The sequence below is a fragment of the Fischerella thermalis PCC 7521 genome (assembly GCF_000317225.1).
Classification (GTDB): domain Bacteria; phylum Cyanobacteriota; class Cyanobacteriia; order Cyanobacteriales; family Nostocaceae; genus Fischerella; species Fischerella thermalis.
Genome location: NZ_AJLL01000033.1, coordinates 21,597 through 46,141 on the forward strand (window position 1 = coordinate 21,597; position 24,545 = coordinate 46,141).

Consider the following 24,545-nt stretch of genomic DNA (forward strand, 5'->3'; position numbering starts at 1 on the left):
TATGCTTAAAACAATACTCGTTTGTACTAATTTTTACCCGCCTTTTTTCATTGGCGGCGCAGAGATTATTGCCCACCATCAGGCATGTCTTTTGAAAAAGTTAGGTTATGAAGTGGTTGTATTCTGCGGTAAGCACGATGATAGCCTTCGTCAATATTCACTAATCAGGGAAACTTATGATGGAATTATCATCTTCCGTACTATTTTACACACGCCAAACTATCAGATAGGTGAAAATTTTCACAATTCTGCTGTCGACGATTTATTTGATGGGGTTGTCGAGGAAGTTCGACCAGACGTAGTCCACTTTCACAATATTATTTGTCTATCGTTGGGCATTATATATCGAGCGCGCCAGCGTGGTATTCGGACTGTACTTACCTTGCATGACTATTGGGGATTTTGTTATAAAAATACCCTGCTCAAGGAACAAGAGCAAGTTTGTGGTGACTTCTCAAAATGCAGAGAGTGTTTACCAGACTTAACAGATAGTCGAGGGCAGCTGCTACACATCCGAATGCGTCAAGATTACATTGCCTTGCAACTTGCCAAGGTTGATCGGTTTATCTCGCCGAGTTCTTATCTAGCATCCACCTACGTCAAAGCTGGAATACCAGCCCACAAGATTAGCATCATCTCCAACGGTGTGAATGTTGAACGCTTTTCGCGAGTAGTGAAAGTCCCGACAAAAGGACCAATGCGCTTCACCTTCATCGGACACCTCGGTTTCCATAAAGGTGTTCATGTACTGATCAAAGCAATGGAATTGCTGCGCAAACGAGGCTACCTTGGCAATCTGTGCATGGTAAACATCGTCGGTAGCGGTGAGATGGCAGACCAGGTGGCAAAATTCGTCAAGGAAAACCGCCTTGATTTTGCTGTGAAGTTATGGGGAAAAGTCGATCACTCTCAAATTGAGACTGTTTACGAATGTACCGATGTTTTAGTCACACCGTCAATCTGGCCGGAAAACGAGCCAGTAACTATTCTGGAAGCGATGGCTGCGGGTATCCCAGTCTTAGCTTCCGCCCTTGGTGGCAATCTGGAACTTGTGAGAAAAGGTGTTACAGGTTATTTGTTTGAGTCTGGTAACGCCCAAATGTTGGCTGAAAAAATGGTAGAGATGGCTCAGAACCGCAACCATATAGAAATAATGGGTCGTAATGCACATGAGCAGGTAGCAGAGGATACGCTCAACAACTATGTGCAGCATATTGTAAAGGTTTATCAGAATAAAGAGACAACGATGACGCCAGGAAGCGATCGCATCATCCTATGCAGTGGCGATAATCTATCACCAGAGTGCGCTTTTGTCATTGACCAATTCTACCAGCACGACGGTAATAAACGCTATCGGTTTGTGATGAGTGATTGGATCGAACCTGAAGATTGGCAGAACGTAGAACTTGTTTGGGTTGTTGATTATAATGGCAAAGAGCGAGATTTAATTGAGGGTATGAGGCAGGGGCGATCGCTATTGGTTCCCCAACTAAATCAAAAACTTGTTGAATTGTGCCGCAATGAACAGTGCGGCTTATTTTATGCTGACGAAATAGAAGCAGAAGTTTGCCTCCAGTATCTTATCGATAGACCGTCTGTTTTAGCTGCCCTTGGTCGGAATGCTAAAAGTGCCTTTGAAAAGGGCATGACTAATTTATCAATTGCTGTAGGCAGGCTAGGCAAGTGATGGAAATATGGTGGATAAAGCTGAAGCAAAAATTAGACTTGGTTTAATGGTAAAAATGCAAATTCTCTAGAAATTCCTGTATGCGTCTCGCAGGCTTGAGCTTTATTATAATCGGGGTCATATTAGTAGTCTGGCAAAAATAAAATAAGTTACAGCCGTGACCAAAAAAGCCCTTATCACCGGATTAACCGGACAAGATGGTTCTTATCTCGCCGAACTCCTTTTAGAAAAAGGCTACCAAGTATTCGGCTTAGTCCGCCGTTCTAGCACGAGTAATCTAGAACGTATTAGTCATCTGTCTAACAAGATCCAAATTGTATCTGGTGACTTGTTAGATCAGTCTTCCTTGATGGATGTAGTGACTGAGTGTCAACCAGATGAGATATATAACCTTGCATCCCAAAGTTACGTTCCCTTGTCTTGGACACAACCAGCACTGACTGCGGAATACACTGCTTTGGGGGTGTCGCGCCTGCTAGAAGCGATCCGGCGCTGTAAACCTGATGCTAAATTTTACCAAGCTTCCAGTAGCGAAGTTTTTGGGCAACCGGATGAGTCACCCCAAACCGAACGTACTGCGTTTCGTCCACGCAATCCTTATGGTGTTGCTAAGGCTTATGCGCATTGGATGACGGTGAACTATCGGCAAAAGTACAATCTTTTTGGTTGCTGTGGTATCACTTACACCCATGAATCTCCCCGTCGCGGTACAGAGTTTGTATTTCGTAAAGTTACCCATACTGCGGCTATGATTAAACTAGGTTTAGCCCAAGAGTTAAAACTTGGTAATTTAGATGCACGCCGTGACTGGTGCTATGCCAAAGATGCAGTACATGCAATGTGGTTGATGTTACAGCAAAGTAGAGCAGATGACTACATTATTGCTAGTGGTGAAACTCATTCGGTGCGAGAACTGGTAGAATGTGCCTTTAACTATTTAGATTTGAACTGGGAAGATTATGTATCTGTTGATCCTGCATTCTACCGTCCTGATGAGCCTATAGAACTAGTCGGTTGTGTTTATAAAATTAAAGCAGAATTAGGTTGGAAGCCACAGTATTCCTTTGAACAAATGGTACAGCTAATGGTTGATCATGATTTGAAAGAATTAAGTAACAGGTAATAGTTTTATAAATTTAATTTTGTCTTGCAGCTACTGTTTTAATGTATCAGTTTGCTGCTTTATCATCTATGCTATGTATTTATCTGTGTGTATCTGTGGATAATAGGAGAAAAATATGGACTTAAAACCTGGAATTGCCAACAATACCACTAGCCATGATTTTGGTGTAAATATTTCAGGTTATGTTAACAGTGAATTTGGACTTGGTGAAGGAGTTAGAGGAACTATTAGAGCTGTTGAGGCGGTTGGAATTCCTTTTGTGATTAATAATTGTACTTTTAATACAATGCATAGGAAGATGGATTCTTCCTACACAGATTTTTCTGATGAAAATCCTTATCCGATAAATATTATTCAGGTGAATGTGGATATGATTAATACTTTCATCAGTTCTGCTAGTCCTGAATATTTTAAAGACAAGTATAATATTGGCTTTTGGGCTTGGGAATTACCAGAATTTCCCAAAGAATGGTTGTCTGCGTTTAATCTTTTTCATGAAATATGGACTCCTAGCGCTTATTGTGTGGATGCGATCGCACCTGTATCTCCTATTCCAGTATTAAAGGTTATGCACAGCATCTCGCTTCCTGAACCTGCAATCACTAAACAATCATTAGGCTTAGCAGACAATAAATTTATTTTTCTATTTATATTTGATTTTTGTAGTGTTTTTGAACGTAAAAATCCTGCGGCAGTTATTGAAGCATTCAAACAAGCTTTTGGTAAAGATAATGAAAATGTTTTACTAGTACTTAAATTTTCTAATGCCAATTACTTTCCCGAAAAATGCCAACAGCTCCTAAATTTAGTTGAAGATTTTAGCAATATTAAATTAATTGATAATTATTTACTCAAAGAAGAACTTAATGCTCTAATTTACCATTGTGATTGTTATATATCTTTACATCGTGCAGAAGGTTTTGGCTTAACAATGGCAGAGGCCATGTTTTATGGTAAACCAGTGATCGCAACTGCTTATTCAGCCAATCTTGAGTTTATGAATATTAATAATAGCTTTCTGGTCAAATACTCTGTAGTGAAGATTACTGAAGATCATGGTCCTTACAAAAAAGGTAATTTCTGGGCAGAACCAGATATTGACCATGCTGCATATTTAATGCAGTATGTGTTTAATAATTATGAAGACGCTAAACAAATTGCTAAAAAAGCATCTGAGCAGATCAAGTCTGTGTTAAGTCCAAAAGTAATTGGAGAAAAGATCAAAAATAGATTAGCTCATGTAATGCAGAGGCGTCAGTATTCCTCAAATATTGATAATCTTTATACAGAACTGCAATATCAAACTGTAGAAATTCAAAGATTGCAAAACTTAGTTGCAACTATGGAAACGAGTAAGTTTTGGCATTTGCGTAATCAGTGGTTGAAATTGAAAAAAATATATTCTTTGCGAAGTACTAATTAATGTATAACACCAATATTTATGAATTATAAAGTTCAAAAAATACAACGTATCTGGAGAAGAAGGGGAATACTAGGAGTTTTAAATTTTTTTTATCAAAACGCTGCCTCTCATATCAAAAATAAAATATCGTATCAACAATGGTTAGAAAAAAATACTCTTAATCAACAACATATTCTAATTGCTCGTCAGCAAATAGCTCAATGGCAAATCCAACCTAAATTTTCTATCATTATGCCTGTTTATAATGTAGAAGCAAAATGGTTAACACAGGCCATTGAATCAGTTCGCAATCAAATATATAGTAATTGGGAGCTTTGTATTGCTGATGATGCTTCTACCAAATCTCATATTTATGATATATTAACTCATTATAGTCAACTTGATTCACGAATTAAAGTTGTATTCCGTACAGAAAATGGACATATTTCAGCAGCTAGTAATTCCGCTTTAGAACTGGCTACAGGAGACTACATTGCACTTTTAGATCATGATGATCAATTAGCAATTAACGCTTTATTTGAAAATGCTCAGTTAATTAACCGATATCCAGAAGCAGATTTTATTTATAGTGATGAAGATAAAATAGATAGCAAAGGAAAACGATTTTCTCCCTACTTTAAGCCTGACTGGTCGCCAGAATATTTTTATTCTTGTATGTATACCTGCCATTTAGGTGTTTATCGTACTAGTATTGTGCGTGAAATTGGTGGTTTTCGTAGTGAATATAATGGTTCACAAGATTATGATTTGGTATTAAGATTCATAGAAAAAACAAAAAATATCTTTCATATTCCTAAAATTCTCTATCATTGGCGCAGTATACCTGCTTCTGCTGCTTCTGGCTCACAAGCAAAGCCGTGGGCATATACTGCTGGTAGAAAAGCTTTAGAATCAATGCTAGAGCGTAGCATATATCCAGGACATGTCGAAGAAACACCGAATCCAGGGATTTACAGAGTTAGACGCGATATTATTGGCAATCCTTTAGTTAGTATTATTATTCCCAGTGCAGGTGCAACTGTTAATACTGCTTCTGGTTCCCTGTGTCTTCTAGAAAATTGTATTCGCAGCATTCAGCAGCTGAGTAGCTACCGCAATTTTGAAATTATTGTGGTAGATGGTTATGATATCCCAGAAGAAACTTTAGAGAAAATACTTGCTTTAGATGTGAAATTAGTCCGTTGTGCTGAACCTTTTAACTTCTCGATGCGAATTAATAGAGGTGCAGCCAAAGCCAAGGGAGAATTTTTACTGTTGTTGAATGATGATACAGAAGTAATTACTCCCGATTGGCTCGAATCAATGTTAGAACTTGCACAACAAAAAGAAATCGGTGCAGTGGGAGCAAAACTTTTATTTCCTGATGGCAGATTACAGCATGTAGGGGTAATGATTCTTGAAGGTAATCCCTGTCATGCTTTCTACGGGTTTGATAATGAACAATCTGGTTATTTTTGTTCAAATATTGTTAATCGAAATTACTTAGCGGTAACGGCTGCTTGTTTAATGATGCGTCAAGAGGTTTTTCAATTATTAGGTGGGCTTGATGAAGCTTTTCCCCTCAACTACAACGATGTGGATTTATGTTTAAAAGCGCATCAGGCTGGATATCGGAATGTAGTTACGCCTTATGCTCAACTGATTCATTATGAATCTGCTAGTAGGCAGAAAGGTTTAAAACCAGGTGAATGGAAGCAATTAAATCATAAGTGGAAAGATTATTTTGAGAAATTAGGTACAGATCCTTACTACAATCCCAATCTGTCTTTAAAAGCTCCTAATTTTGAATTGTTTTGAAGAGGATGGACAAACCAGACAAGGAAGACAGGGGAGACATGGAGAACATCTCCACTCCCCACGTTCTCCATTCATTTTGCCTCATTGCTGTGGCAGTTGTGGATGCTTGGCTGAGTATTGTCTTACTAACCGAGAAATTTCGGGGTTATAAAGTCGTAAATAATTCCAGTAGTTGCCAAAGACTTGGCGCACATAATTTTTGGTCTCGTCAAAGGGTATTAGTTCTACAAATTCATCTGGATCTTGTGTTGGTATAGTTTGCAACCACTTAGCAACGTTACCGGGCCCAGCATTGTAACTAGCGATCGCTAGCAACGAATTATTACCATATTGCTGATGGGTATGATCTAAATACCAAGTACCCAGCATGATATTATCGTTGGGGTCTTCGAGGTTAATTTTTTTACTATCCTCTTTAATTTGGGGAGCAATCCATTTAGCTGTATCTGGCAATACCTGCATTAAGCCAGTTGCATTGGCAACGGATTTAATTTTTGGCTGAAACCGTGACTCTTGACGAATCAATGCTGTTACCAGTAAAGGATTTAGCTGACGTTGCCCTGACCAATATTCTATTTCTTTAAGATAAGGAAAGGGATAACGAGCTTGCCAGTAGATAATCTGTTTGCTTAAAGCTTCATACTCAGCTTTTTCTTCTGGTTTTTCTCTGTCTTCCAATTTAGAGATTTTGTCAATTCCCAGTAAATTTTCCCCTTGGGTAAGCAGCATCAAACCCTGGGTAAATTGTTCTGCTACCGTAGGTTGGGCTTTGTTGTGAAATTCCGCTTGCCACTGCAACCAAGCATCACGGTCTTGACCAAGCAGATACAATTCTTTGAAGGTTTCAGAACCGGCTGTAGGTACAGGACGTACAAGGGGAACTATTTCTGGTGTCAACTGACGGACGTTGTTGAAGTTGCCGACATTCAGCCCCAAAGTGACTGCTGAGCGCCACGCATAGTAAGATTGGGGAAAGTTACTAAGTACATACTCGTAAGCCTGTTTCGCCTCCTGCATTTTTCCTAAATTTGTTGCCCATTTCCCGACCCAAAAACCTGCTCTCGGAGCCAAAATACTGTTAGGGTTAGTGGTAGGAATCGGTTCTGCCCATTGCCATGCAGCTTGGTAATCTTTGGCTTTAGCTTTTTCTAATGCCATTTTCCAACGGTATTCTGCTGCTTCCTCAGTATTCCCATACTTGCTAATCAGTAATTGCAGTGCCGCATTTGCTCCGTTGGTGTTATTTTGAGCTTGCAAAACTTTGACTTTGGCTAACAGTGCTTCTCCTGCAAGATCAGGAAATTTACTGATGACTTGGTCAAGATAAGGCAGAGCATTTTGACGTGGTTTGCTCATTTCTGCCAACCTCAGTAGGGCAGTACCTGTTTCCTGGGCTTCTGGGAAAGTACTAAGTAGTTGTTTATAAGTGGCGATCGCTTGCTCTCGTTTACCATCTATCTGCAATCCCCGGGCTACGCGATAGAGGTTACGAGGCGTCTTGTTTGATTTCGCGTAGGCATTTGCTGCTTTAGCAAATTGATTATTTTCCCAATAGGCATTAGCAACAATTTCCCACTCTTCTGGCTTTAAATTAGTATTTTTACTTAAAGCATCTAAGACGGGAATAATTCCTGGTTGGTCATAGGCGTGTTTTGCCAAAATTAATTGTAATTGTGGCTGATTAGGATTTTCTACCAAGCGCTTACGAATAATATCCCACGTCAGGGGATGGGAAGGAAAAGAGGCGATCGCTTTTTGGTGATACTCAGGTAGTGCTATTAGATAGAGGGCTTTAACACTGGCTGGATGTTCAGGGTAATTTTTGACCACTGTCTGCCTATTATCGGAGGCTTTGCCCGGTTCTCCCAAGATGTCATATGCTTGGGCTTTTTTCAGCAAAATGTAGGGCGCCAGTCGCGGATAATCCTTCTCCAGCCCTTCCAGCAAATTTAACGCCTCTTTGGCTTCCTTGCGTTCAATCAAATCACTCGCCAGCAAATAACGAGCGCGGTTCCGATCTTGTGATGGAAACCCTTTGGCTAATTCTTCCAGTTTTGCTGCTCTTTGGGCAGGAGATTGCAGTACCAAAGAGAAAACAGCTGATTCCGCTTTGTTGGCTTCTGTCAGTTGTTCTGGCTGATTGTTAAATTGTTTGAGCCATTGCCCCAGATATTTTCCCATCTGAGGGGCTGAAACCATTGCCCCAGCCAGGAAGGCAAATATTCCTGCACCCACAATGATAGATATTTGTTTTTTCTGTAGCTTCTTCAGCATTGAGACCCGCTGAAAATTTGACATGAATTTCTTGCCACTTTAACATTACTAATACTGTAGAGAACCATTTTTGCCTTTCAATTTTTGATTGATGACGAAAAATTTGGCAGTTAATAGCTATTGCTATATTTATACTTTTGTTAAGAAAAGTTAGCAACAGATATTATATTTAGCATCATTCAATAGGTATATTTTCATGTTCCAAAAGAGGTATATTTGCAGTAGAAGTAAACATGACTACATACACTTATTTTGGAATTGATACTTGCTATTCGTCTTCACCCAAATGATATCAAGTCCGGCTAATTACTTACGATATGGTTGGTCTTGTAGATAACAGGTAATTGGTTTTTCCCATTACCAATTACCCATTACCAATTACCGGTCTTCACAGATATGATAAGTCTTCAAACGGACATGATATGAATCACCCTAGTAGGTGAAACTTTATGTTTTCCCATAGTACTGGCTACAAGCTGACACTAACCAACAGCGATCGCATTTTCTGTAGTCCTGACTGAACTTTCCTATCTAATTTGTGAGAATTGCAAAACCCAGCTCCCCAACTTTTCTAAAAAGTCGGGGAGCTTGTCTCTCACGAATAATTTAGAAATGTTATATCTAATAATATTTTTTGTAAAAACTAAAATCTCGTCTTTTCCTTGATATTAAAAGACTATATATAGAACTGAATGATAGAACTGACATTCTATTTTTGAAAAAACCCAGTACGTTTAGATATTTCGGCGTTGCATAAAATGGGGATGTAGACGCGTAGCGGCTTCCCGCAGGGTAGATGCCAAGAATGCCAAGAATTGAGTTTTTCAATTAAAAGAGAAAATAAAATCATCCCGCTTTCTCTGCAACGCCTAGATATTTCCCACTTCTCCTCTTCATCATTAAGTTCATAAATCAAACTGAATTCCTATATGAGAAATCCTGTGAGTTACTTTGAGATACTCACAGGCGACTCCTAAGTGAGGGTGTTAATGTGTGATACCAAATATCAAGAATATTGTATAGTGATCGACAAAAAAATTAATACATTTGGTAATTGGCAAATTGTCAAGGGTTAATAGTTAGTAGTTAGTAGTTGATTGCTTACTACTCCTCACACTCCTCACACTCCTCACACTCCTCACACCCCCTACTCTCTTCCTATTGCGTGAATTTTGAATTGTTTTCTCCCCACCTCTCCACCTGCCCATCACCTACTCTTCCACCTCTGGTACAGGATCATAACCACCTCGATGAAATGGATGACAACGTAGAATGCGTCGAACTGCTAACCAAGAACCGCGTAATGGTCCAAATCTTTCTATGGCTTGGATGGCATACATAGAACAGGTAGGCTGAAAGCGACAGGTAGGAAGAAATAACGGTGAAATAAACATTCGGTAGAACCGAATCAGCCAGATTAATAATAGTTTCATCAAAATCACATTTTTCTAATAAATTGGTAACAAAGGTCAAAATTTTTTATTTAAATCTTTGCTGTTGTTAAGTTTGTTTTCCGGTTTAGAGTTAATTCCTCCTTTCGGACTGCAACTTGCTAGCGTTGCAGTTTGGTTGTCCCTCGTGATGTTAACCGCGTGGGGGGTTAGTCGTTTTGCTCAAGCAGACTCAGAAATTGTGCGGAAGATAGTACATATAGGAACTGGTAATGTAATTTTGCTAGCTTGGTGGCTGCACATTCCAGCGATCGCAGGTATTACAGCCTCAATTTTAGCGAGTGCTGTTACTTTATTGTCCTATAGCTTTCCTATTCTCCCTGGTATTAATAGCGTGGGAAGGCTGAGCTTTGGGACTTTTTTTTATTCTATAAGTATTGGTGTTTTGGTAGCTTGGTTTTGGTATCTGCAACAACCCCATTATGCAGCATTAGGAATTTTAATTATGTCTTGGGGTGATGGACTAGCTGCCCTGGTAGGACAGCGATTTGGTAAACATAAATATTACCTTTTTGGAGGACAAAAAAGCTGGGAAGGTTCTTTGACAATGGCTATTGTCAGTTTTCTGATTTGCAGTTTGATTTTGATGAGTGTACAAGGCAACTCTTGGCAAGTTTGGGCTATATCTGTGGTAGTGGCTTTAGCAGCTACTGGGTTAGAAACTATTTCTTTTGTCGGTATTGACAATTTGACAGTTCCATTAGGTAGTGCTGCCCTGGCTTTTGTGTTAACTAAGTTTATAAGTGGTTGATTGCTGTCTGGTAAGCAATTACCAATTACCCATTACCAATTACCTATGATAGTAGTATCTACGGTAGTAATAGTTTTGTTGCGGAAAATTGACGCCGTGACGATAGATTCTGCGGTAGCGTACTCTCGGATGATAGTTATAAACTCTTTGATAATGAGGTCTATAGTGATACCGTCTGTAGTAACGATGCCTATTATTATAACGGCGTCTATGATGAGGATTTTGTCTGTAGTGGCGCGTTCTTCTGTAGCGATAGTGTCTGTGTCGTTGGCTAATTTTGTAATCTTGGTTGTGTCTCGTTTGTTCTGGTTCTGTTGCCCCAATTTCTTGCTGTGAAATGATGGGTACTTGGGTAGAGGACAAGGTGTGTGCTGCGGCAACTTCTAATCCCAAGCTAATAGGCAATACTAAAGTACTGACTACGAACTTCCAAAACATTATTTTACACTCCTAATAGTTTGTTTTTTGCTAAACCTTTCTCAATCCTTGATTTACTCCTCACCTATCAGGTTGGAAGGTTTATTGTTTATGCTTGGTGGTTCACGCAGTTCTTGTTTACTGCCAACTAATGGCTTGTTTGAGATTCCGTCCTGTTCTCAAGACCGAGTTTTTGGTCTAGGAAATGATTATCACTAAATGTTGTTGTGAAAATTGTTCCTAGTGAACTGACATCTCAAAATAATTTCGCTATTTGTGAAAACTTTACAAAAATACATACTAAACTGAGTAATAACTACTAAACTATGACAGCGAAAATTTCGGATGACTTTTTTGCCTTTATCTCAACCACTACTGCGTGACAAACAAGAAGATTTAGATATTCAAGATTTACAAGGTTTATTACGCCTAAATTTGAAATTAGGTAAGTTTAATCTTTGGTCAGGTTTTTATACCCGAATTGATCAAGTATTTATCCTCTGGAGTTTGATTTGTGCTGGTATTTTTACCACAGCACAATTTTTACCTGTTAGCTGGTATATACAAGCTATTTGGTGGTCAGTTCTCACTCTTATCGGTAGTGTGAGCATGATAATTTTGACATGGTTTTGGGTAAGTGTAGAAAAGTTGCGTTGGCTGTTATATGGTTGGATAATCTTAATGATTGCAGGTGTTACGCTGACTGATTTGGGAATTTTCTATGGCTGGAGTACAGTTTTGATAAACTTGTGTCCTTTGTGGTTAACAATAAGCGCTCTCGGCTACTTATTGACAGCTTGGAGTGTGCGATCGCATACTTTTTTACTGATGGCTATAATTCACTTCACCAGTATTGTTATTTTACCATTTTGTGGTGGTTGGCAATTTTGCGCTACTGGAATTGTCATGGCAATTAGTTTACTAGTATTGGCAGAGTGGCAATGGGATATGCGCCAACCAATCAAAGATTACGATCTTTTAACACCAGAACAAAAGTTATTTAATCAACGACAATACGAGCAGCGTTTGGTTGCAAAATAAAAAGTTTTTTAAAAAAAATTGTACTTTAGACTACAAGTACGAGGTTTTATTTCACAATAAAAGTATGCAGCATATATAAAAGATTTCCCTAGAATATATGTTGCATGATCGACGCAGGAGTTGTGCTGTTTGTCCTGTTTATCGCTTCCCAAAGGAGAACGGCGTCAGGGTAGCGAGCGATCGCGTGGATTAAAATAAGAACAAATAGTCAACACAACCGATTAATTTACTAAATGTTTGCGGTGTGCGGAGATGCAATGGGAAAGGTTTAAAGACTTTTGTCAATCTCTTTTCCTTTACCCTAAGTCAGTTTGTGGTGCAGGGTTTTTGCCGTTTCCCCTGCTTTACAGTTACCAGGGGGATGCTAAAACATCCATCAGAACAGCCTGAGGTTTCTGACACTGTTAAGATAAAACAGAAGAATCGGAATGTTGTTGCTTTTTAACAGATTTTTTTGTAAACTAATAAAATTTATCCCGCTTGTATGGGTTTGTTTGCAAGCGGGTTATTTATCTTTGGGAGTAATATATAAAAAATCGGTGAATAACAATCTATATCCACCGATTTTGAATTGAATGACTCATCTGAGATTTTTTATCAATCACTGATTAATTTTTCTTATTCAGAATAAACATCTCCTGTGTAGGGTTGGACACCAATATTGGGATAAGCATCGTCATTAGGGCCAAATATCCGTACCGCAGCTTCTGTAATATAGCGAGTCACACTAGCGATGAGATTCGAGATAGCCCTCATAATAATTAGACTCCCTCTTTTTTATTAGTTTTATAGGAATATCTATACTCTACTTCCAGGATTTTTGATTTGCTTTTATCTTCAACATATTGATATTTATGGCAATTTTACTTGATAAATGTTTGCAGAGGTTTAGCTTCAGGAATAGTGATACTGTCTAGTTTAAGTCTGACTGTAAATAACAGGCTTTTAGCATCTAGCTTATACCCTAAATTGGATTTTAGATGATGAAATATTTATTGGATAAGCAGTAGAGATATTGCAGTGCAACGTCTCTACAAAATCGATGGGGTGCGATTTTATCCGCTATCATCCCAAAATTATGCAACGCCCAGGTTTCCATTTGTCGTAATCATTTTTCAATTGGATATTATTGAATATAACTATTATAATAGTTTAATTTTTTACAAAAAAATATAATTATCCTTGTAAAAATACTATAAATAGGCTTTTATAAACGTTGTATTTCTAGACATTGACAATATTTATAGTGAAAAATACCATAAAATAAGGAAGCATCCTTGGAGGGAGGCGATCGCATGACGTATCACCCAGGAATATTGAACCAGGAATTAATTCCGCGTGCAGAAGATTACAGCCTACTGACAGACCTTTACCAGTTGACGATGGCAGCTTGTTACACTGGTGAAGGTATAGAACAACGAACAGCCAGCTTTGAGTTATTTGTCAGAAAATTACCAGAAGGTTTCGGCTATTTGATTGCAATGGGGCTAGCCCAAGCGCTGGAATATTTAGAAAAATTTCGCTTTACTCCTGCCCATATAGAAGCTTTGCAATCCACAGGAATTTTTGCTCATGTACCAAAACAGTTTTGGTCACTGCTAGAATCAGGAAATTTTAGCGGGGATGTATGGGCTGTACCAGAAGGAACAGCAGTGTTTGCTAATCAACCACTGTTGCGGGTAGAAGCACCATTGTGGCAAGCGCAACTGGTAGAAACTTATTTACTTAATACCCTCAATTACCAGACATTGATTGCAACACGCGCTGCCAGAATGCGTGATGTAGCCGGTGAAAAAGCAAATCTGCTGGAATTTGGTACTAGAAGGGCATTTAGTCCCCAAGCTTCGCTGTGGGCAGCACGGGCAGCGTTAGCGGCTGGATTTGATGCCACATCAAACGTCTTAGCAGCGCTACAACTAGGTGAGAAACCAAGTGGTACAATGGCACACGCTTTGGTGATGGCACTAACAGCAACTGAAGGTAGCGAAGATCAAGCTTTTGCTGCATTTCAACAGTATTTCCCAAATGCAACCTTGTTAATTGATACTTACGATACCATTGCTGCTGCCGAGCGATTAGCTCTTAAAGTCAACTCTGGAAAAATGAAATTGAGAGGGGTGAGGTTAGACTCTGGTGATTTGGTCACATTATCAAAAAAAGTGCGATCGCTTCTACCAGATGTATCAATAGTTGCTAGTGGAGACTTAGATGAGCAAGAAATTCTTTCCTTAAAAAATGCAGGTGCTGAGATTGATAGTTATGGTGTAGGAACCCAACTAGTAACAGGAAAACCTGTAAATGGAGTCTATAAATTGGTAGAAATTGATAGCATTCCGGTAATGAAAGAATCGAGTGGTAAGATGACTTATCCGGGACGCAAACAAGTTTTCCGTTCCTTTGTAGAAGGAAAATTGAAAACAGATTGTTTGGGATTAGCAGATGAAAATCATTTGGAAGGATTACCTTTATTGCAACTATTTATGCACAAAGGTAAACAGATACAACCACCAGAAACATTAGCAACCATTCGTCAGCGTACTACCGCTTCTGTAGCGAGTTTACCCCAACAAACTCGACAATTAGAAAATCCTATACCAGTCACAATGATAATCTCTGATAAATTACATAAATTAACCGAGGAAACCAAGAAAAAACCAGCATTAGTTAGTAGTTAGCAACCAATTGCCAATCACCAATTACCAATTACCAAAAAATGAAAATTGCCTTATTTGGAACTAGTGCCGATCCACCAACTGCTGGACATCAAGCGATTATCAAATGGTTGTCACAAAATTATGATCGTGTAGTTATTTGGGCAGCAGATAATCCCTTTAAATCCCATCAAACACCTTTGCAGCATAGGGTAGCAATGTTACATCTACTCATAGATGAGATACATGCGCCACAGCATAATATCAGTTTGGAACAAGAACTCAGTAGTTTCAGAACCCTGGAAACTCTGGATAAAGCCAAGCAACGTTGGGGAACAGAAACAGAGTTTACTTTAGTTATAGGTTCAGATTTACTCCCTCAACTACCACACTGGTATCGGATAGAAGATTTACTACATCAAGTCCAACTTTTGGTTGTCCCACGACCGGGATATGTAATAGATCAATCTACTTTGCAAACAGTGGAAAATCTAGGAGCAAAAATAGCGATCGCCCAGTTACATGCTCCAGATGTATCCTCTACAGCTTATCGTAACAGTGGAGACCCCGAAGCTCTCACGCCCCCTGTAATTGACTACATTCATCAACAGCATTTGTACAAATGCCAGGACGCATCCAAAAAAAGCTTGCAGATACGCTAAACCAACAACCTTTGGCTGATTTCAAAGTCGGTGTTGACAATGTAATTTTTTCAGTAGATACTGCCCAAAACCGACTGCTAGTACTATTAGTAATGCGACAACAAGAACCCTTTTTAAATTATTGGGGTCTTCCGGGTACTTTAGTACGTCGAGGTGAATCGTTAGAAGACGCCGCTTACCGCATTCTGGCAGAGAAAATCAAAGTCAAAAATCTTTATTTAGAGCAATTGTATACTTTTGGCGGCCCCAGTCGCGACCCAAGAGAAGCAAGCGATAGTTATGGGGTGCGTTATCTCAGTGTCAGTTACTTTGCCTTAGTGCGATTTGAAGAAGCCGAATTAATTGCTGACAAAGTTGCTGGTATAGCTTGGTATCCAGTCAAACGAGTGCCCCAGCTAGCCTTCGACCATAATGAAATTTTGGCATACGGACACAGACGTTTAAAAAACAAATTAGAGTATAGCCCGGTAGCTTTTGAAGTTTTGCCAGAAACGTTTACTTTGAATGATTTATATCAGTTGTACACTACTGTTTTAGGAGAAAATTTTTCTGATTATTCTAATTTTCGGGCGCGTCTACTCAAGTTAGGTTTTTTATACGATACGGGTATTAAAGTATCACGGGGTGCAGGACGTCCAGCTAGTTTATATCGATTTGATGCAGAAGCATTTGCCCCTTTTAAAGATAAGCCTTTAGTGTTTATTTAATTGCAGAAGGCAGGAGGCAGGAGGTTTCATTCTTGACTTCTAAACTCATGACTATTGTACAGACGCGAGGAACATCGCGTCTCTACTAATAATTAATGACAAATGACTATTGACTATCATGAAAATCGCGATCGCTCAACTTAATCCTATCATTGGTGATTTACCAAAAAATGCTCAAAAAATCCTTGAAGCTGCACAACAAGCAGTAGCAAAAGGTGCGCGTTTATTGCTGACACCAGAATTGTCCTTATGTGGCTATCCTCCCCGGGATTTATTATTAAATCCTAGTTTTATTGAGGCAATGGGTATTACTTTGCAACAATTAGCTAGAGACTTACCACCTAAGTTAGCAGTATTAGTCGGAACTGTAGACAAAAATTTTCAAGCCAAAACCACTGGCGGCAAAACTTTATTCAATAGCATCGCTTGGTTAGAAGCGGGTAAAGTAAAACAAATTTTTCACAAACGGCTTTTACCTACCTATGATGTCTTTGACGAACACCGCTATTTTGAACCAGGTTTGCAAGCTAATTATTTCACCTTGGATGACATTAATATTGGCGTCACTGTTTGCGAAGATTTGTGGAACGATGAAGAATTTTGGGGCAAACGTAGTTACACTGTTAACCCAATTGCTGACTTAGCAATTTTGGGTGTGGATTTAATTGTGAATTTGTCCGCTTCACCTTACACCCTCAGCAAGGAACGGTTCCGGGAAGCAATGCTAAGTCACAGTGCAGTACGTTTTCGCCAACCGATTATTTATGCTAATCAAGTGGGCGGCAACGATGATTTAATTTTTGATGGCAGAAGTTTTGCTTTAAACCGCCAGGGTGAAGTTATTTGTCGGGCCCGTGGGTTTGTCACTGATTTATTAATCATTGAATTTGATCAAGAAGCACGGGATTTCAAGTTGGGCTTTATTGCACCTAACTATGACTGCGAAGAAGAAGAAATTTGGCAAGCTTTAGTTTTAGGACTAAAGGACTATACCCGTAAATGTGGCTTTAGTCAAGTAGTTTTGGGTTTGAGTGGTGGGATTGATTCTTCTCTTGTGGCTGCGATCGCCACATCTGCCCTTGGTAAAGAAAATGTCCTCGGTGTTCTCATGCCTTCTCCCCACAGTTCTGACCATTCCATCACTGATGCCTTGGCATTGGCAGCAAATCTTGGTATCAAAACTCATATCTTACCCATCGGGGATTTAATGCAAGCATATGACAAAACCTTTGCAGATTTGTTTGCTGGGACTGAATTTGGACTAGCAGAAGAAAATATTCAATCCCGAATTCGGGGTAACTTATTGATGGCTATATCCAATAAATTTGGTCATCTTCTCCTCTCAACGGGCAATAAATCAGAAATGGCTGTCGGCTACTGTACTCTCTACGGTGATATGAATGGTGGTTTAGCAGTCATAGCTGATGTCCCCAAAACCCGCGTTTATGCACTATGTCGCTGGTTAAACCGCAACGGCGAAATTATTCCCCACAACGTCCTTACCAAAGCCCCCAGCGCCGAACTTAAACCGGGTCAAGTTGACCAGGATTCTCTACCCCCCTACGATATTCTCGACGACATTTTGCAACGCCTGATTCAAGATCACCAATCACCCGCCCAGATTGTCAGTGCTGGACACGATCCAGCCGTTGTTGAAAAAGTCATGAAAATGGTAGCTAGGGCAGAATTCAAGCGGCGACAAGCACCGCCGGGATTAAAAATTACAGATCGCGCTTTTGGTACTGGATGGCGAATGCCCATAGCTAGTAATTGGCTGGCTGTTAAAAATACTTATCAGACGAGAAGTGTACCTACACCTTCCTTGACACTTTGGAACGGGCAAAATACTCATCCCAGAATGAAATAAGGAAAGGGAAAGGCACAAAAAGAGGGCAGATGGGATGGAATTTACCACATTTCCAATCTTGCGTGTCACGGTAGGGTGGGGTTTGAATCTCCATCCGAAGAAAGCCTTCTGCCATCTATCTGCCTCTGTGAAGCTCAGATCCCAGGAAGTTCTGCCTTCTTCAAGCCAATTGAGAAACTCGCCAACCTCACCAAATGAAGAGCGATCGCTAGCAAGACTAAGGCGGAAACAGCAAAAGGTAATGAGCAATAGAGAAAATGCTTAGACCAGATTTTGTAAGGTGGGCATTGCTGACCCTACAATTATGAATAGTGTTAATAAAACTTTACGCGCTCTCAGCAACACCCCAAGTTAGCCATGACCGTTGCCGTTTCTCTCGAAAACGTCTACAAAATTTACAATCAAGTCCCCGTAGTCGATAATCTTTCTTTTGACATTGCTGCTGGAGAAATGTTTGGGTTACTTGGCCCAAATGGCGCTGGTAAATCCACCACAATTCGGATGTTGACCACCCTCACCAAACCTACACAAGGAAACGTTGAGGTGTGTGGCTATGATGTCATACGCCAAAGAATGCAGGTAAAGCAATGTATAGGTGTAGTGTTACAGCAAATCAGTGTAGATGGTGATTTAACTGTCTGGGAAAACATGGAACTACATGGTAGGCTACATCACATTCCTAATCCACAGCGCCAACGTCTGATTAACCAATGGCTGGATTACGTGGAACTTACCACAAAACGTAATGATCTAGTAAAAACTTTGTCTGGAGGGATGAAGCGGCGATTACAAATTGCTAGGGCTTTGTTACATCAACCCCAAATTCTATTTTTAGATGAACCAACAGTAGGACTAGATCCCCAAACCAGGCGGCGTCTTTGGGAAATTATCAAAGATTTAAATAAGCAGGGTATGACTATGCTGCTAACAACCCATTATATGGAAGAGGTGGAATATTTATGCGATCGCATCGGCATTATGGATAATGGTAAGTTAATTTCTTTAGGAACTTTACAACAATTGCGCTCCACTCATGGTGAAGGCTTGGTCATCAAACAAGTAGGAGATCGTTGGGAATATCTGTTTTTCCCCACCTTGAGTGAAGCAAACAATTATTTAGAAAATCTACAAGACAAGACAGGGATAATGGTACGTCCCTCTAACTTGGAAGATATTTTTGTAGAACTAACTGGACGTCAGTTAGATTAATTTCACATCCCTAATTCCCGTAAGGTAGCTTCCATTCTCGTCACACTGTCAAACTTACCCTGTTGTTCATATAAATCACGGGCTTTTTTCAAAACAGCGATCGCTTCTTTGGATTTACCTTGTTTTTTTAAGATTGTTCCCCGTAACTCATAAACTTGGGGATTTCGGGGAGCAAGTTGCACAGCTTCCTCATAGGCCCATTGAGCACTAGTGTATTCTCCTAACCGCACTAGAATAGTACCTAAACCTATATAGGCATTGATGTTCCCACGGTTTAACTGTATCGCTTTGCGATAGGCTTCTTTTGCTGCATTGTTATTACCTAAATTACCACTGATATAACCCAAAGCATATTGATAATCACTATTATTAGGGTTAAGAGCCACAGCCCGACGGTAAGCAGTTAAAGCTGCGGAAAAATTTCCTTGTAAAGCATACAAATAACCAATGCCAGAATAGATTGAAGCATTTTTTGGCTCTAGGTTTGCTGCTTGTTGGTAGACAGCGATCGCACCACCATAATCACCTGTCTCTACTAATCTACGTCCTTGTTCCAATAGTTCTTTAACTTCTTGAGTACTTTGACGCTGTACTACTAATACCTGAGCCTGAGTCACTGAAGCCATTGTTGTCACAATGCTTCCCATTAACAGAACACTAAATAAAAATGAAGTTCCTTTGTACACAGCCAACAACCTGAAAGTTTGTGCCAATTGAACAGATTTTCTCTGATTGCTTGTCCATTAAAACAAAAATATTCTATTTTGCAAACTCCATATGCATCTTTTTTACCAAAAATTTCAAAGCTCTCTCGTTTTTTGCCTTCTGGTTTATAGCTCATTTCCAGCATCTTCTTTGATGATTAAAAAATTTACCAGTGAGAGACAGGTAATCATAGTAATACTTTGATTACTGGTTATAAATAATACAAAATTTTCAATTTCAACTCAAAATTCTAACTATTGACCCATGACGGGCTAAACCCACAAAGCAGATAATAGGGTGTTCTGGCAAAAAAATAAAGATTTAAAGGGTGAACAAAAATCTTCTTTTTTTAGTCTTTCTTATTTAGGTGTTGCAGAGAAAGTAGGATGTTTTTGAATTGTTGTAAACGAAAAAATCTAACTTCTTCGCGCACTTCGCGTCTAACGCGGTTCAAGAATCCATCCCGATTTTATGCAACGCCCTTATTTAAATTGTTCTGACTTTTGCAATCAATCTAATAAAGATACGAATACCTAAAATAGGATTTATATTTGATTATTGTGAAGCTAGGTACATTACCTGCTTACGCAAGAAAGTTCATTAATCAAATCAGATACTAATACATATTGATATTTGTGAGGTAGACTTATGATTTTAACTACTACTGATGTGATCCAAGGAGCTGTTATCCAGTCATATTTGGGTATTGTGACAGCAGAAATTGTCTATGGTAGTAATTTTCTGCGAGACTTTTTTGCTGGTCTACGGGATATCATTGGCGGACGTACTGGTAGCTACGAGCGCTTATTTGAAGAAGGTCAACGGAAAGCACTAGCAGAGTTAGAACAACGAGCCTTGCGCTTAGGTGCAGATGCAGTAATTGGCATCGAAATTGATACAGGTACAATCAATGTTGACCAGTCGGGAGTATTACTATTAATCACAGCTACAGGCACGGCTGTGAAAATGCGTTAAGTAGGTGGCAAATATGCATGTAAAGAGCAAACAGCTCTTTGCCTGCTATTAGGCATAATTCATAACAGCTACGTATTTGAATAACGTATATATTTATTAATATTTAAAAATTTATTTTTACAGATTTAGGAACTGAGGCTGGCTCATGTTGATACTTATTTTAATAAAAATCTCACATAATAATATATATACCTGTGAAATAAACTTAATACCCAAGGTAGACATATTAACTCCTTCTATTGATAGATATTAAAAACAAGAGATAGCAATTTAATTTGAAGATAACTATCAAAATAGCAGAAAAACCTTAAAATTTTATTCAGGAGAAATGAGTTTATGTCCTATGTAAATCGTCCTACTGGTGAAGTTATTAATGAACCTGTTGCAGTTGCACCAGTAGTTGATTACCACGATCGCGTCCGTTGGGGACCGATTATTTCTGGTCTATTAGTGGCCATAGCAACTCAGTTAATTTTAAGCGCTATAATTGCTGCCCTTGGAGCAGGTAGTATTGAAGCTTCTGGTAGACCAAGAACAATAACACCTAATGTTGCTGGTAATGTCGGTATTTGGTCAACTATAGCCTTATTAATATCCCTTTTCACGGGTGGTTGGGTGACAACCCGCGCTTGTGGTCCTATGAATCGTAATACAGCCCTTCTCAACGGTGCAATTCTCTGGGCTACAACTTTAGCAGTTAGTTCTTGGTTACTAGCAAGCGGTGTAACTGGTGCTTTTGGTGTAGCAGCTTCTAATGCAGGAGAAGTAATTAATCAGTTGCAACAGCAAGGTGGTGTTAATGTACCACAAACCACTCCTACTGCCCAGCAAGCTCGTGAAATTGCAGCAAATTTACGCTCAGGGTTATGGTGGTTTGTATTCGGCTCTTTACTAGGTTTAATTGCTGCTATGATCGGAGCCGCTGTCGGCGCTCGTAGTCCTCGCACTCAAGCAAATTACACATAAAGTTAGTAATTAGTAGTTGATGGTTGGTAGTTAAGAGTTGTTAGTTGTTACACAGACAACTAACAGCAAACAACTATCAACCATTTACCATTTTAAGTATGAAGCTTCTACACCTTGTTCTCGCCTAATTTTGCCATCTTTTTCAAACCAGGCGATTACTTGCTCTGTTGTCAAATCTTCCATAGAAACACTGTATTCTTGGGCGATATGCTTCAAGAGTTTTAATGATGAAATAGTCAATCGAGATAAAAACTTTTCTGAGGAAGACAACAAAGCAGCATCTACTTTTGCTGACTCTTCTAAAGTTAAAAATTGCTCTGATGGTTGTTGGGGTAGTGAATTCATAAATAGGCATTTAGTAGTTGGTAATTGGTACTCTTTTAGTAGTCAATAACCATTAACTAAGAGTTAACAAGATATTTGGTTTTCCGTTAAACAAATTACCAATTGACCATTATCTTTGAAATACACTAAATATGAAAAGCTATATATATTTCTTATGATCTGACTTTTCTCGCTTGCACTAAGTAGCCACAACGATGCTCACCATTAATAATCCAGTGAGTACGTTCTACCGTACAGTCTGGTAAAACAGCAGCAAACATTTCTAACTCATGCCCACAAATACTGGGGAAAGACTCTGCAAGGTTAGAAATAGCACAGTTATGCTCCATTAAAATAAAGCGATCGCCACTTCCTGGCTCATTAGAGTCTATGGGGTGGTACTCCGCCATGTAACCCTCTGCTTTCCTGAGTTCCACCAGAGTTTCTACCCTTTGGTGTAAAGAGCCATTACCCAGGCGATCGCGATATTCTTGTGCTTTACGCTCCCACTGTTTTCTTAAAATACTGCTGACTTGGTCGTGTCCAACCGTTTGGGCTACCGTATCTAACAAAGAAACGGCAAACTCTCCATAACTATCAGCCGCTTCTCTTCGTAAGCGATCGCGTCCTTTACTGCTTAACTTATAAACGTGCTGCGGTCGCCCGATTCCCGCCTGCACCGAAGAATACACAATTAAATCTTCCGCCTCTAAATCCTTGAGATGGCGACGAATCGCTTGTGGGCTAATATCCAAAGCTGCGGCCAGTTCAACTGCCGTAGCTTGAGCGTGCTTTACTAGATATTCTAGGATATCTTGCTTGGTTGAGGACTGCTGGGTAGTCACCATCGTCGTCCCAAAAAATCATGATTAAATTTCACTTTGACAACAATATTGTTGTTAATCTAGCGTAAAATGAAGATGTGTTAAACAACAGAGCTGTTGTTTTAGTAGTTATCCTTATTGTAACAGTCGTGTGACCATTCGGTAACACGAGTTGGGAATTGGTCAAAAATCCCTCTCCATCCTTAAAGAGTATAGAGTTGCGAACACAAGAGAAAATCATCCATGAGTGCCACTGTTAAAACCCTAGTAAATCAACCCTACAAATACGGCTTCGTCACCAACATTGAGGCAGACACAATTCCTCGGGGACTAAACGAGGATATCATCCGCATGATCTCTGCCAAGAAAAACGAGCCAGAATTCATGCTGGAGTTTCGCCTCAGAGCTTATCGCCAGTGGCAAAAAATGACAGAACCAACTTGGTCTAGCGTTAAATACCCACCAATCGACTATCAAAATATAATTTACTACTCAGCCCCCAAGCAACAAGCCAAAAAGAAAAGCTTAGAAGAAGTAGATCCTACCCTTCTAGAAACCTTTGAAAAGTTGGGCATTCCTCTGTCAGAACAAAAGCGACTGGCGAACGTCGCCGTAGACGCAATTTTTGATAGCGTTTCCGTCGCCACCACCTTCAAAGAAAAACTGGCAAAAGAAGGGGTGATCTTCTGCTCTATTTCCGAAGCATTACAGGAACACCCAGAATTAGTCAAGAAGTACCTGGGTAGCGTCGTTCCCATTGCCGATAACTATTTTGCTGCTCTCAATTCAGCGGTATTTAGCGATGGTTCCTTCGTCTACATTCCCAAAGGCGTCAAATGTCCGATGGAACTGTCCACCTACTTCCGGATTAACAATGGTGAAACCGGGCAATTTGAGCGGACATTAATTGTCGCTGAAGAAGACAGCTATGTTTCCTACCTCGAAGGCTGTACAGCACCAATGTACGACAGCAACCAGCTACATGCTGCGGTTGTCGAACTTATTGCCCTTGACAATGCCGAAATTAAATACTCCACCGTCCAAAACTGGTACGCCGGCGATGAAAAAGGCAGAGGCGGGATTTACAACTTCGTCACCAAGCGCGGTTTATGTCAAGGTGTTAATTCCAAAATTTCTTGGACACAAGTAGAAACTGGTTCTGCCATTACCTGGAAGTACCCTAGCTGCGTACTGGTGGGTGATAACTCCGTGGGTGAATTTTATTCGGTAGCGCTGACTAACAATATGCAGCAAGCCGATACCGGTACAAAAATGATTCACATTGGGAAAAATACCCGCAGCACAATTATTTCTAAAGGTATCTCTGCTGGTAATTCTAGTAACAGTTACCGGGGTTTGGTAAAAATTAACCAGAAGGCAGAAAAAGCTAGAAACTACTCCCAGTGCGACTCCATGTTGATTGGGGATAATGCCCATGCTAATACTTTCCCTTACATCCAGGTACAAAACAATACTGCTAAAGTAGAGCATGAAGCTTCTACTTCCAAGATTGGGGAAGACCAGCTATTTTACTTTGCACAGCGAGGTATTTCCACAGAAGATGCGCTAAAGATGATGATTAGCGGCTTCTGTAAAGATGTGTTTAATAACCTGCCGATGGAATTTGCTGTGGAAGCTGATAAGCTATTGAGTTTGAAGTTGGAAGGTAGTGTTGGGTAAATCGAACACAG

23 protein-coding genes are annotated in these 24,545 nt (G+C 39.7%); 15 read left to right on the plus strand and 8 right to left on the minus strand.

From position 1 onward, the window contains the following. Window position 1: 1 nt before the first annotated feature. The 4 genes from UYK_RS0106980 (at window position 2) to UYK_RS0106995 (ending at window position 6,030) form a co-directional block, all read left to right on the plus strand. Window positions 2-1,687, plus strand: coding sequence for a glycosyltransferase family 4 protein (locus tag UYK_RS0106980; protein WP_009458233.1), 1,686 nt, complete (start codon window positions 2-4; stop codon window positions 1,685-1,687). Between the two features lie 157 nt (window positions 1,688-1,844). Further along, window positions 1,845-2,810: a GDP-mannose 4,6-dehydratase gene (locus tag UYK_RS0106985; protein ID WP_016871161.1), complete on the plus strand. Its 966-nt coding sequence runs from the start codon at window positions 1,845-1,847 to the stop codon at window positions 2,808-2,810. 115 nt (window positions 2,811-2,925) lie between these two features. Beyond that, window positions 2,926-4,233: a glycosyltransferase gene (locus UYK_RS0106990; protein WP_016871162.1), complete on the plus strand. Its 1,308-nt coding sequence runs from the start codon at window positions 2,926-2,928 to the stop codon at window positions 4,231-4,233. A gap of 18 nt (window positions 4,234-4,251) precedes the next feature. Continuing rightward, window positions 4,252-6,030: a glycosyltransferase family 2 protein gene (locus UYK_RS0106995; RefSeq protein ID WP_009458236.1), complete on the plus strand. Its 1,779-nt coding sequence runs from the start codon at window positions 4,252-4,254 to the stop codon at window positions 6,028-6,030. A gap of 81 nt (window positions 6,031-6,111) precedes the next feature. Here the strand turns inward: UYK_RS0106995 and UYK_RS0107000 are convergent, their stop codons facing one another. The 3 genes from UYK_RS0107000 to yidD form a co-directional block, all read right to left on the minus strand. Beyond that, window positions 6,112-8,304 (minus strand): lytic transglycosylase domain-containing protein, encoded by a 2,193-nt coding sequence (locus UYK_RS0107000; RefSeq protein ID WP_009458237.1) that lies wholly within the window; start codon window positions 8,302-8,304, stop codon window positions 6,112-6,114. A 709-nt stretch (window positions 8,305-9,013) separates the two neighbouring features. After that, window positions 9,014-9,220, minus strand: a complete 207-nt coding sequence (locus UYK_RS26005; RefSeq protein WP_146005842.1) for a hypothetical protein — start codon at window positions 9,218-9,220, stop codon at window positions 9,014-9,016. 295 nt (window positions 9,221-9,515) lie between these two features. Further along, window positions 9,516-9,737, minus strand: a complete 222-nt coding sequence (yidD, locus tag UYK_RS0107005) for a membrane protein insertion efficiency factor YidD (protein ID WP_009458238.1) — start codon at window positions 9,735-9,737, stop codon at window positions 9,516-9,518. Window positions 9,738-9,795: 58 nt separating this feature from the next. Here yidD and UYK_RS0107010 point away from each other — a divergent pair, with 58 nt between their 5' ends. Further along, window positions 9,796-10,506: a diacylglycerol/polyprenol kinase family protein gene (locus tag UYK_RS0107010; protein ID WP_016871164.1), complete on the plus strand. Its 711-nt coding sequence runs from the start codon at window positions 9,796-9,798 to the stop codon at window positions 10,504-10,506. 39 nt (window positions 10,507-10,545) lie between these two features. Here UYK_RS0107010 and UYK_RS0107015 read toward each other — a convergent pair whose 3' ends face one another. Beyond that, a complete protein-coding gene (locus UYK_RS0107015) occupies window positions 10,546-10,944 on the minus strand; it encodes a hypothetical protein (RefSeq protein WP_009458240.1) in 399 nt (132 codons plus the stop codon). A gap of 324 nt (window positions 10,945-11,268) precedes the next feature. Here UYK_RS0107015 and UYK_RS0107020 point away from each other — a divergent pair, with 324 nt between their 5' ends. Beyond that, the gene (locus UYK_RS0107020) at window positions 11,269-11,964 is read left to right on the plus strand and encodes a hypothetical protein (RefSeq protein WP_009458241.1); all 696 of its coding nucleotides are present in this window, start codon (window positions 11,269-11,271) and stop codon (window positions 11,962-11,964) included. Between the two features lie 618 nt (window positions 11,965-12,582). On the opposite strand, the gene UYK_RS26700 is transcribed toward UYK_RS0107020, so the two are convergent. After that, on the minus strand, window positions 12,583-12,720 hold the full coding sequence (locus UYK_RS26700; RefSeq protein ID WP_009458242.1) for a hypothetical protein: 138 nt from the start codon (window positions 12,718-12,720) through the stop codon (window positions 12,583-12,585). A gap of 539 nt (window positions 12,721-13,259) precedes the next feature. Between UYK_RS26700 and UYK_RS0107030 the strand changes: the two genes are divergently transcribed. The 6 genes from UYK_RS0107030 (at window position 13,260) to UYK_RS0107050 (ending at window position 19,060) form a co-directional block, all read left to right on the plus strand. Beyond that, the gene (locus tag UYK_RS0107030; protein ID WP_009458243.1) at window positions 13,260-14,639 is read left to right on the plus strand and encodes a nicotinate phosphoribosyltransferase; all 1,380 of its coding nucleotides are present in this window, start codon (window positions 13,260-13,262) and stop codon (window positions 14,637-14,639) included. 38 nt (window positions 14,640-14,677) lie between these two features. Next, a complete protein-coding gene (locus UYK_RS0107035; protein WP_009458244.1) occupies window positions 14,678-15,277 on the plus strand; it encodes a nicotinate-nucleotide adenylyltransferase in 600 nt (199 codons plus the stop codon). Next, window positions 15,238-15,984, plus strand: coding sequence for an NUDIX hydrolase (locus UYK_RS0107040; RefSeq protein WP_009458245.1), 747 nt, complete (start codon window positions 15,238-15,240; stop codon window positions 15,982-15,984). Before UYK_RS0107035 ends, UYK_RS0107040 begins: the two co-directional genes overlap by 40 nt. A 118-nt stretch (window positions 15,985-16,102) precedes the next feature. Further along, entirely contained in the window at window positions 16,103-17,851 is a 1,749-nt protein-coding gene (locus tag UYK_RS0107045; protein ID WP_009458246.1) for an NAD+ synthase, read from the plus strand. A gap of 34 nt (window positions 17,852-17,885) precedes the next feature. Continuing rightward, window positions 17,886-18,116: a hypothetical protein gene (locus tag UYK_RS26010; RefSeq protein WP_131474249.1), complete on the plus strand. Its 231-nt coding sequence runs from the start codon at window positions 17,886-17,888 to the stop codon at window positions 18,114-18,116. Window positions 18,117-18,208: 92 nt separating this feature from the next. After that, window positions 18,209-19,060, plus strand: coding sequence for an ABC transporter ATP-binding protein (locus UYK_RS0107050; RefSeq protein WP_009458247.1), 852 nt, complete (start codon window positions 18,209-18,211; stop codon window positions 19,058-19,060). A 2-nt stretch (window positions 19,061-19,062) separates the two neighbouring features. Here the strand turns inward: UYK_RS0107050 and UYK_RS0107055 are convergent, their stop codons facing one another. Beyond that, on the minus strand, window positions 19,063-19,686 hold the full coding sequence (locus UYK_RS0107055) for a tetratricopeptide repeat protein (RefSeq protein WP_026086386.1): 624 nt from the start codon (window positions 19,684-19,686) through the stop codon (window positions 19,063-19,065). A gap of 727 nt (window positions 19,687-20,413) precedes the next feature. Here UYK_RS0107055 and UYK_RS0107070 point away from each other — a divergent pair. Next, window positions 20,414-20,740, plus strand: a complete 327-nt coding sequence (locus UYK_RS0107070) for a YbjQ family protein (protein WP_009458250.1) — start codon at window positions 20,414-20,416, stop codon at window positions 20,738-20,740. Between the two features lie 336 nt (window positions 20,741-21,076). Beyond that, window positions 21,077-21,706, plus strand: coding sequence for a hypothetical protein (locus tag UYK_RS0107075; RefSeq protein WP_009458251.1), 630 nt, complete (start codon window positions 21,077-21,079; stop codon window positions 21,704-21,706). A gap of 84 nt (window positions 21,707-21,790) precedes the next feature. Here UYK_RS0107075 and UYK_RS0107080 read toward each other — a convergent pair whose 3' ends face one another. Further along, the gene (locus UYK_RS0107080; RefSeq protein WP_009458252.1) at window positions 21,791-22,051 is read right to left on the minus strand and encodes a hypothetical protein; all 261 of its coding nucleotides are present in this window, start codon (window positions 22,049-22,051) and stop codon (window positions 21,791-21,793) included. 152 nt (window positions 22,052-22,203) lie between these two features. Then, a complete protein-coding gene (sufR, locus tag UYK_RS0107085) occupies window positions 22,204-22,878 on the minus strand; it encodes an iron-sulfur cluster biosynthesis transcriptional regulator SufR (protein ID WP_009458253.1) in 675 nt (224 codons plus the stop codon). A gap of 219 nt (window positions 22,879-23,097) precedes the next feature. On the opposite strand from sufR, the gene sufB reads away from it, so the two are divergent. Further along, window positions 23,098-24,534 carry a Fe-S cluster assembly protein SufB gene (sufB, locus tag UYK_RS0107090; RefSeq protein WP_009458254.1) on the plus strand — a complete coding sequence of 479 codons (1,437 nt, stop codon included), beginning with the start codon at window positions 23,098-23,100 and terminating at the stop codon, window positions 24,532-24,534. Window positions 24,535-24,545 lie beyond the last annotated feature (11 nt).

Bases quoted from the DNA above. Each gene is read 5' to 3' on its own strand.
- UYK_RS0106995 (WP_009458236.1), top strand. From the start codon at position 4,252: ATGAATTATAAAGTTCAAAAAATACAACGTATCTGGAGAAGAAGGGGA.
- UYK_RS0107055 (WP_026086386.1), bottom strand. From the start codon at position 19,686: ATGGCTTCAGTGACTCAGGCTCAGGTATTAGTAGTACAGCGTCAAAGT.
- UYK_RS0106980 (WP_009458233.1), top strand. From the start codon at position 2: ATGCTTAAAACAATACTCGTTTGTACTAATTTTTACCCGCCTTTTTTC.
- UYK_RS0107015 (WP_009458240.1), bottom strand. From the start codon at position 10,944: ATGTTTTGGAAGTTCGTAGTCAGTACTTTAGTATTGCCTATTAGCTTG.
- sufB (WP_009458254.1), top strand. From the start codon at position 23,098: ATGAGTGCCACTGTTAAAACCCTAGTAAATCAACCCTACAAATACGGC.
- UYK_RS0106990 (WP_016871162.1), top strand. From the start codon at position 2,926: ATGGACTTAAAACCTGGAATTGCCAACAATACCACTAGCCATGATTTT.
- UYK_RS26010 (WP_131474249.1), top strand. From the start codon at position 17,886: ATGGAATTTACCACATTTCCAATCTTGCGTGTCACGGTAGGGTGGGGT.
- UYK_RS0107080 (WP_009458252.1), bottom strand. From the start codon at position 22,051: ATGAATTCACTACCCCAACAACCATCAGAGCAATTTTTAACTTTAGAA.
- UYK_RS0107000 (WP_009458237.1), bottom strand. From the start codon at position 8,304: ATGCTGAAGAAGCTACAGAAAAAACAAATATCTATCATTGTGGGTGCA.
- UYK_RS26700 (WP_009458242.1), bottom strand. From the start codon at position 12,720: ATGAGGGCTATCTCGAATCTCATCGCTAGTGTGACTCGCTATATTACA.
- sufR (WP_009458253.1), bottom strand. From the start codon at position 22,878: ATGGTGACTACCCAGCAGTCCTCAACCAAGCAAGATATCCTAGAATAT.
- yidD (WP_009458238.1), bottom strand. From the start codon at position 9,737: ATGAAACTATTATTAATCTGGCTGATTCGGTTCTACCGAATGTTTATT.
- UYK_RS0107030 (WP_009458243.1), top strand. From the start codon at position 13,260: ATGACGTATCACCCAGGAATATTGAACCAGGAATTAATTCCGCGTGCA.
- UYK_RS0107070 (WP_009458250.1), top strand. From the start codon at position 20,414: ATGATTTTAACTACTACTGATGTGATCCAAGGAGCTGTTATCCAGTCA.
- UYK_RS0107045 (WP_009458246.1), top strand. From the start codon at position 16,103: ATGAAAATCGCGATCGCTCAACTTAATCCTATCATTGGTGATTTACCA.
- UYK_RS0107075 (WP_009458251.1), top strand. From the start codon at position 21,077: ATGTCCTATGTAAATCGTCCTACTGGTGAAGTTATTAATGAACCTGTT.
- UYK_RS0107040 (WP_009458245.1), top strand. From the start codon at position 15,238: ATGCCAGGACGCATCCAAAAAAAGCTTGCAGATACGCTAAACCAACAA.
- UYK_RS0107020 (WP_009458241.1), top strand. From the start codon at position 11,269: ATGACTTTTTTGCCTTTATCTCAACCACTACTGCGTGACAAACAAGAA.
- UYK_RS0107050 (WP_009458247.1), top strand. From the start codon at position 18,209: ATGACCGTTGCCGTTTCTCTCGAAAACGTCTACAAAATTTACAATCAA.
- UYK_RS0107035 (WP_009458244.1), top strand. From the start codon at position 14,678: ATGAAAATTGCCTTATTTGGAACTAGTGCCGATCCACCAACTGCTGGA.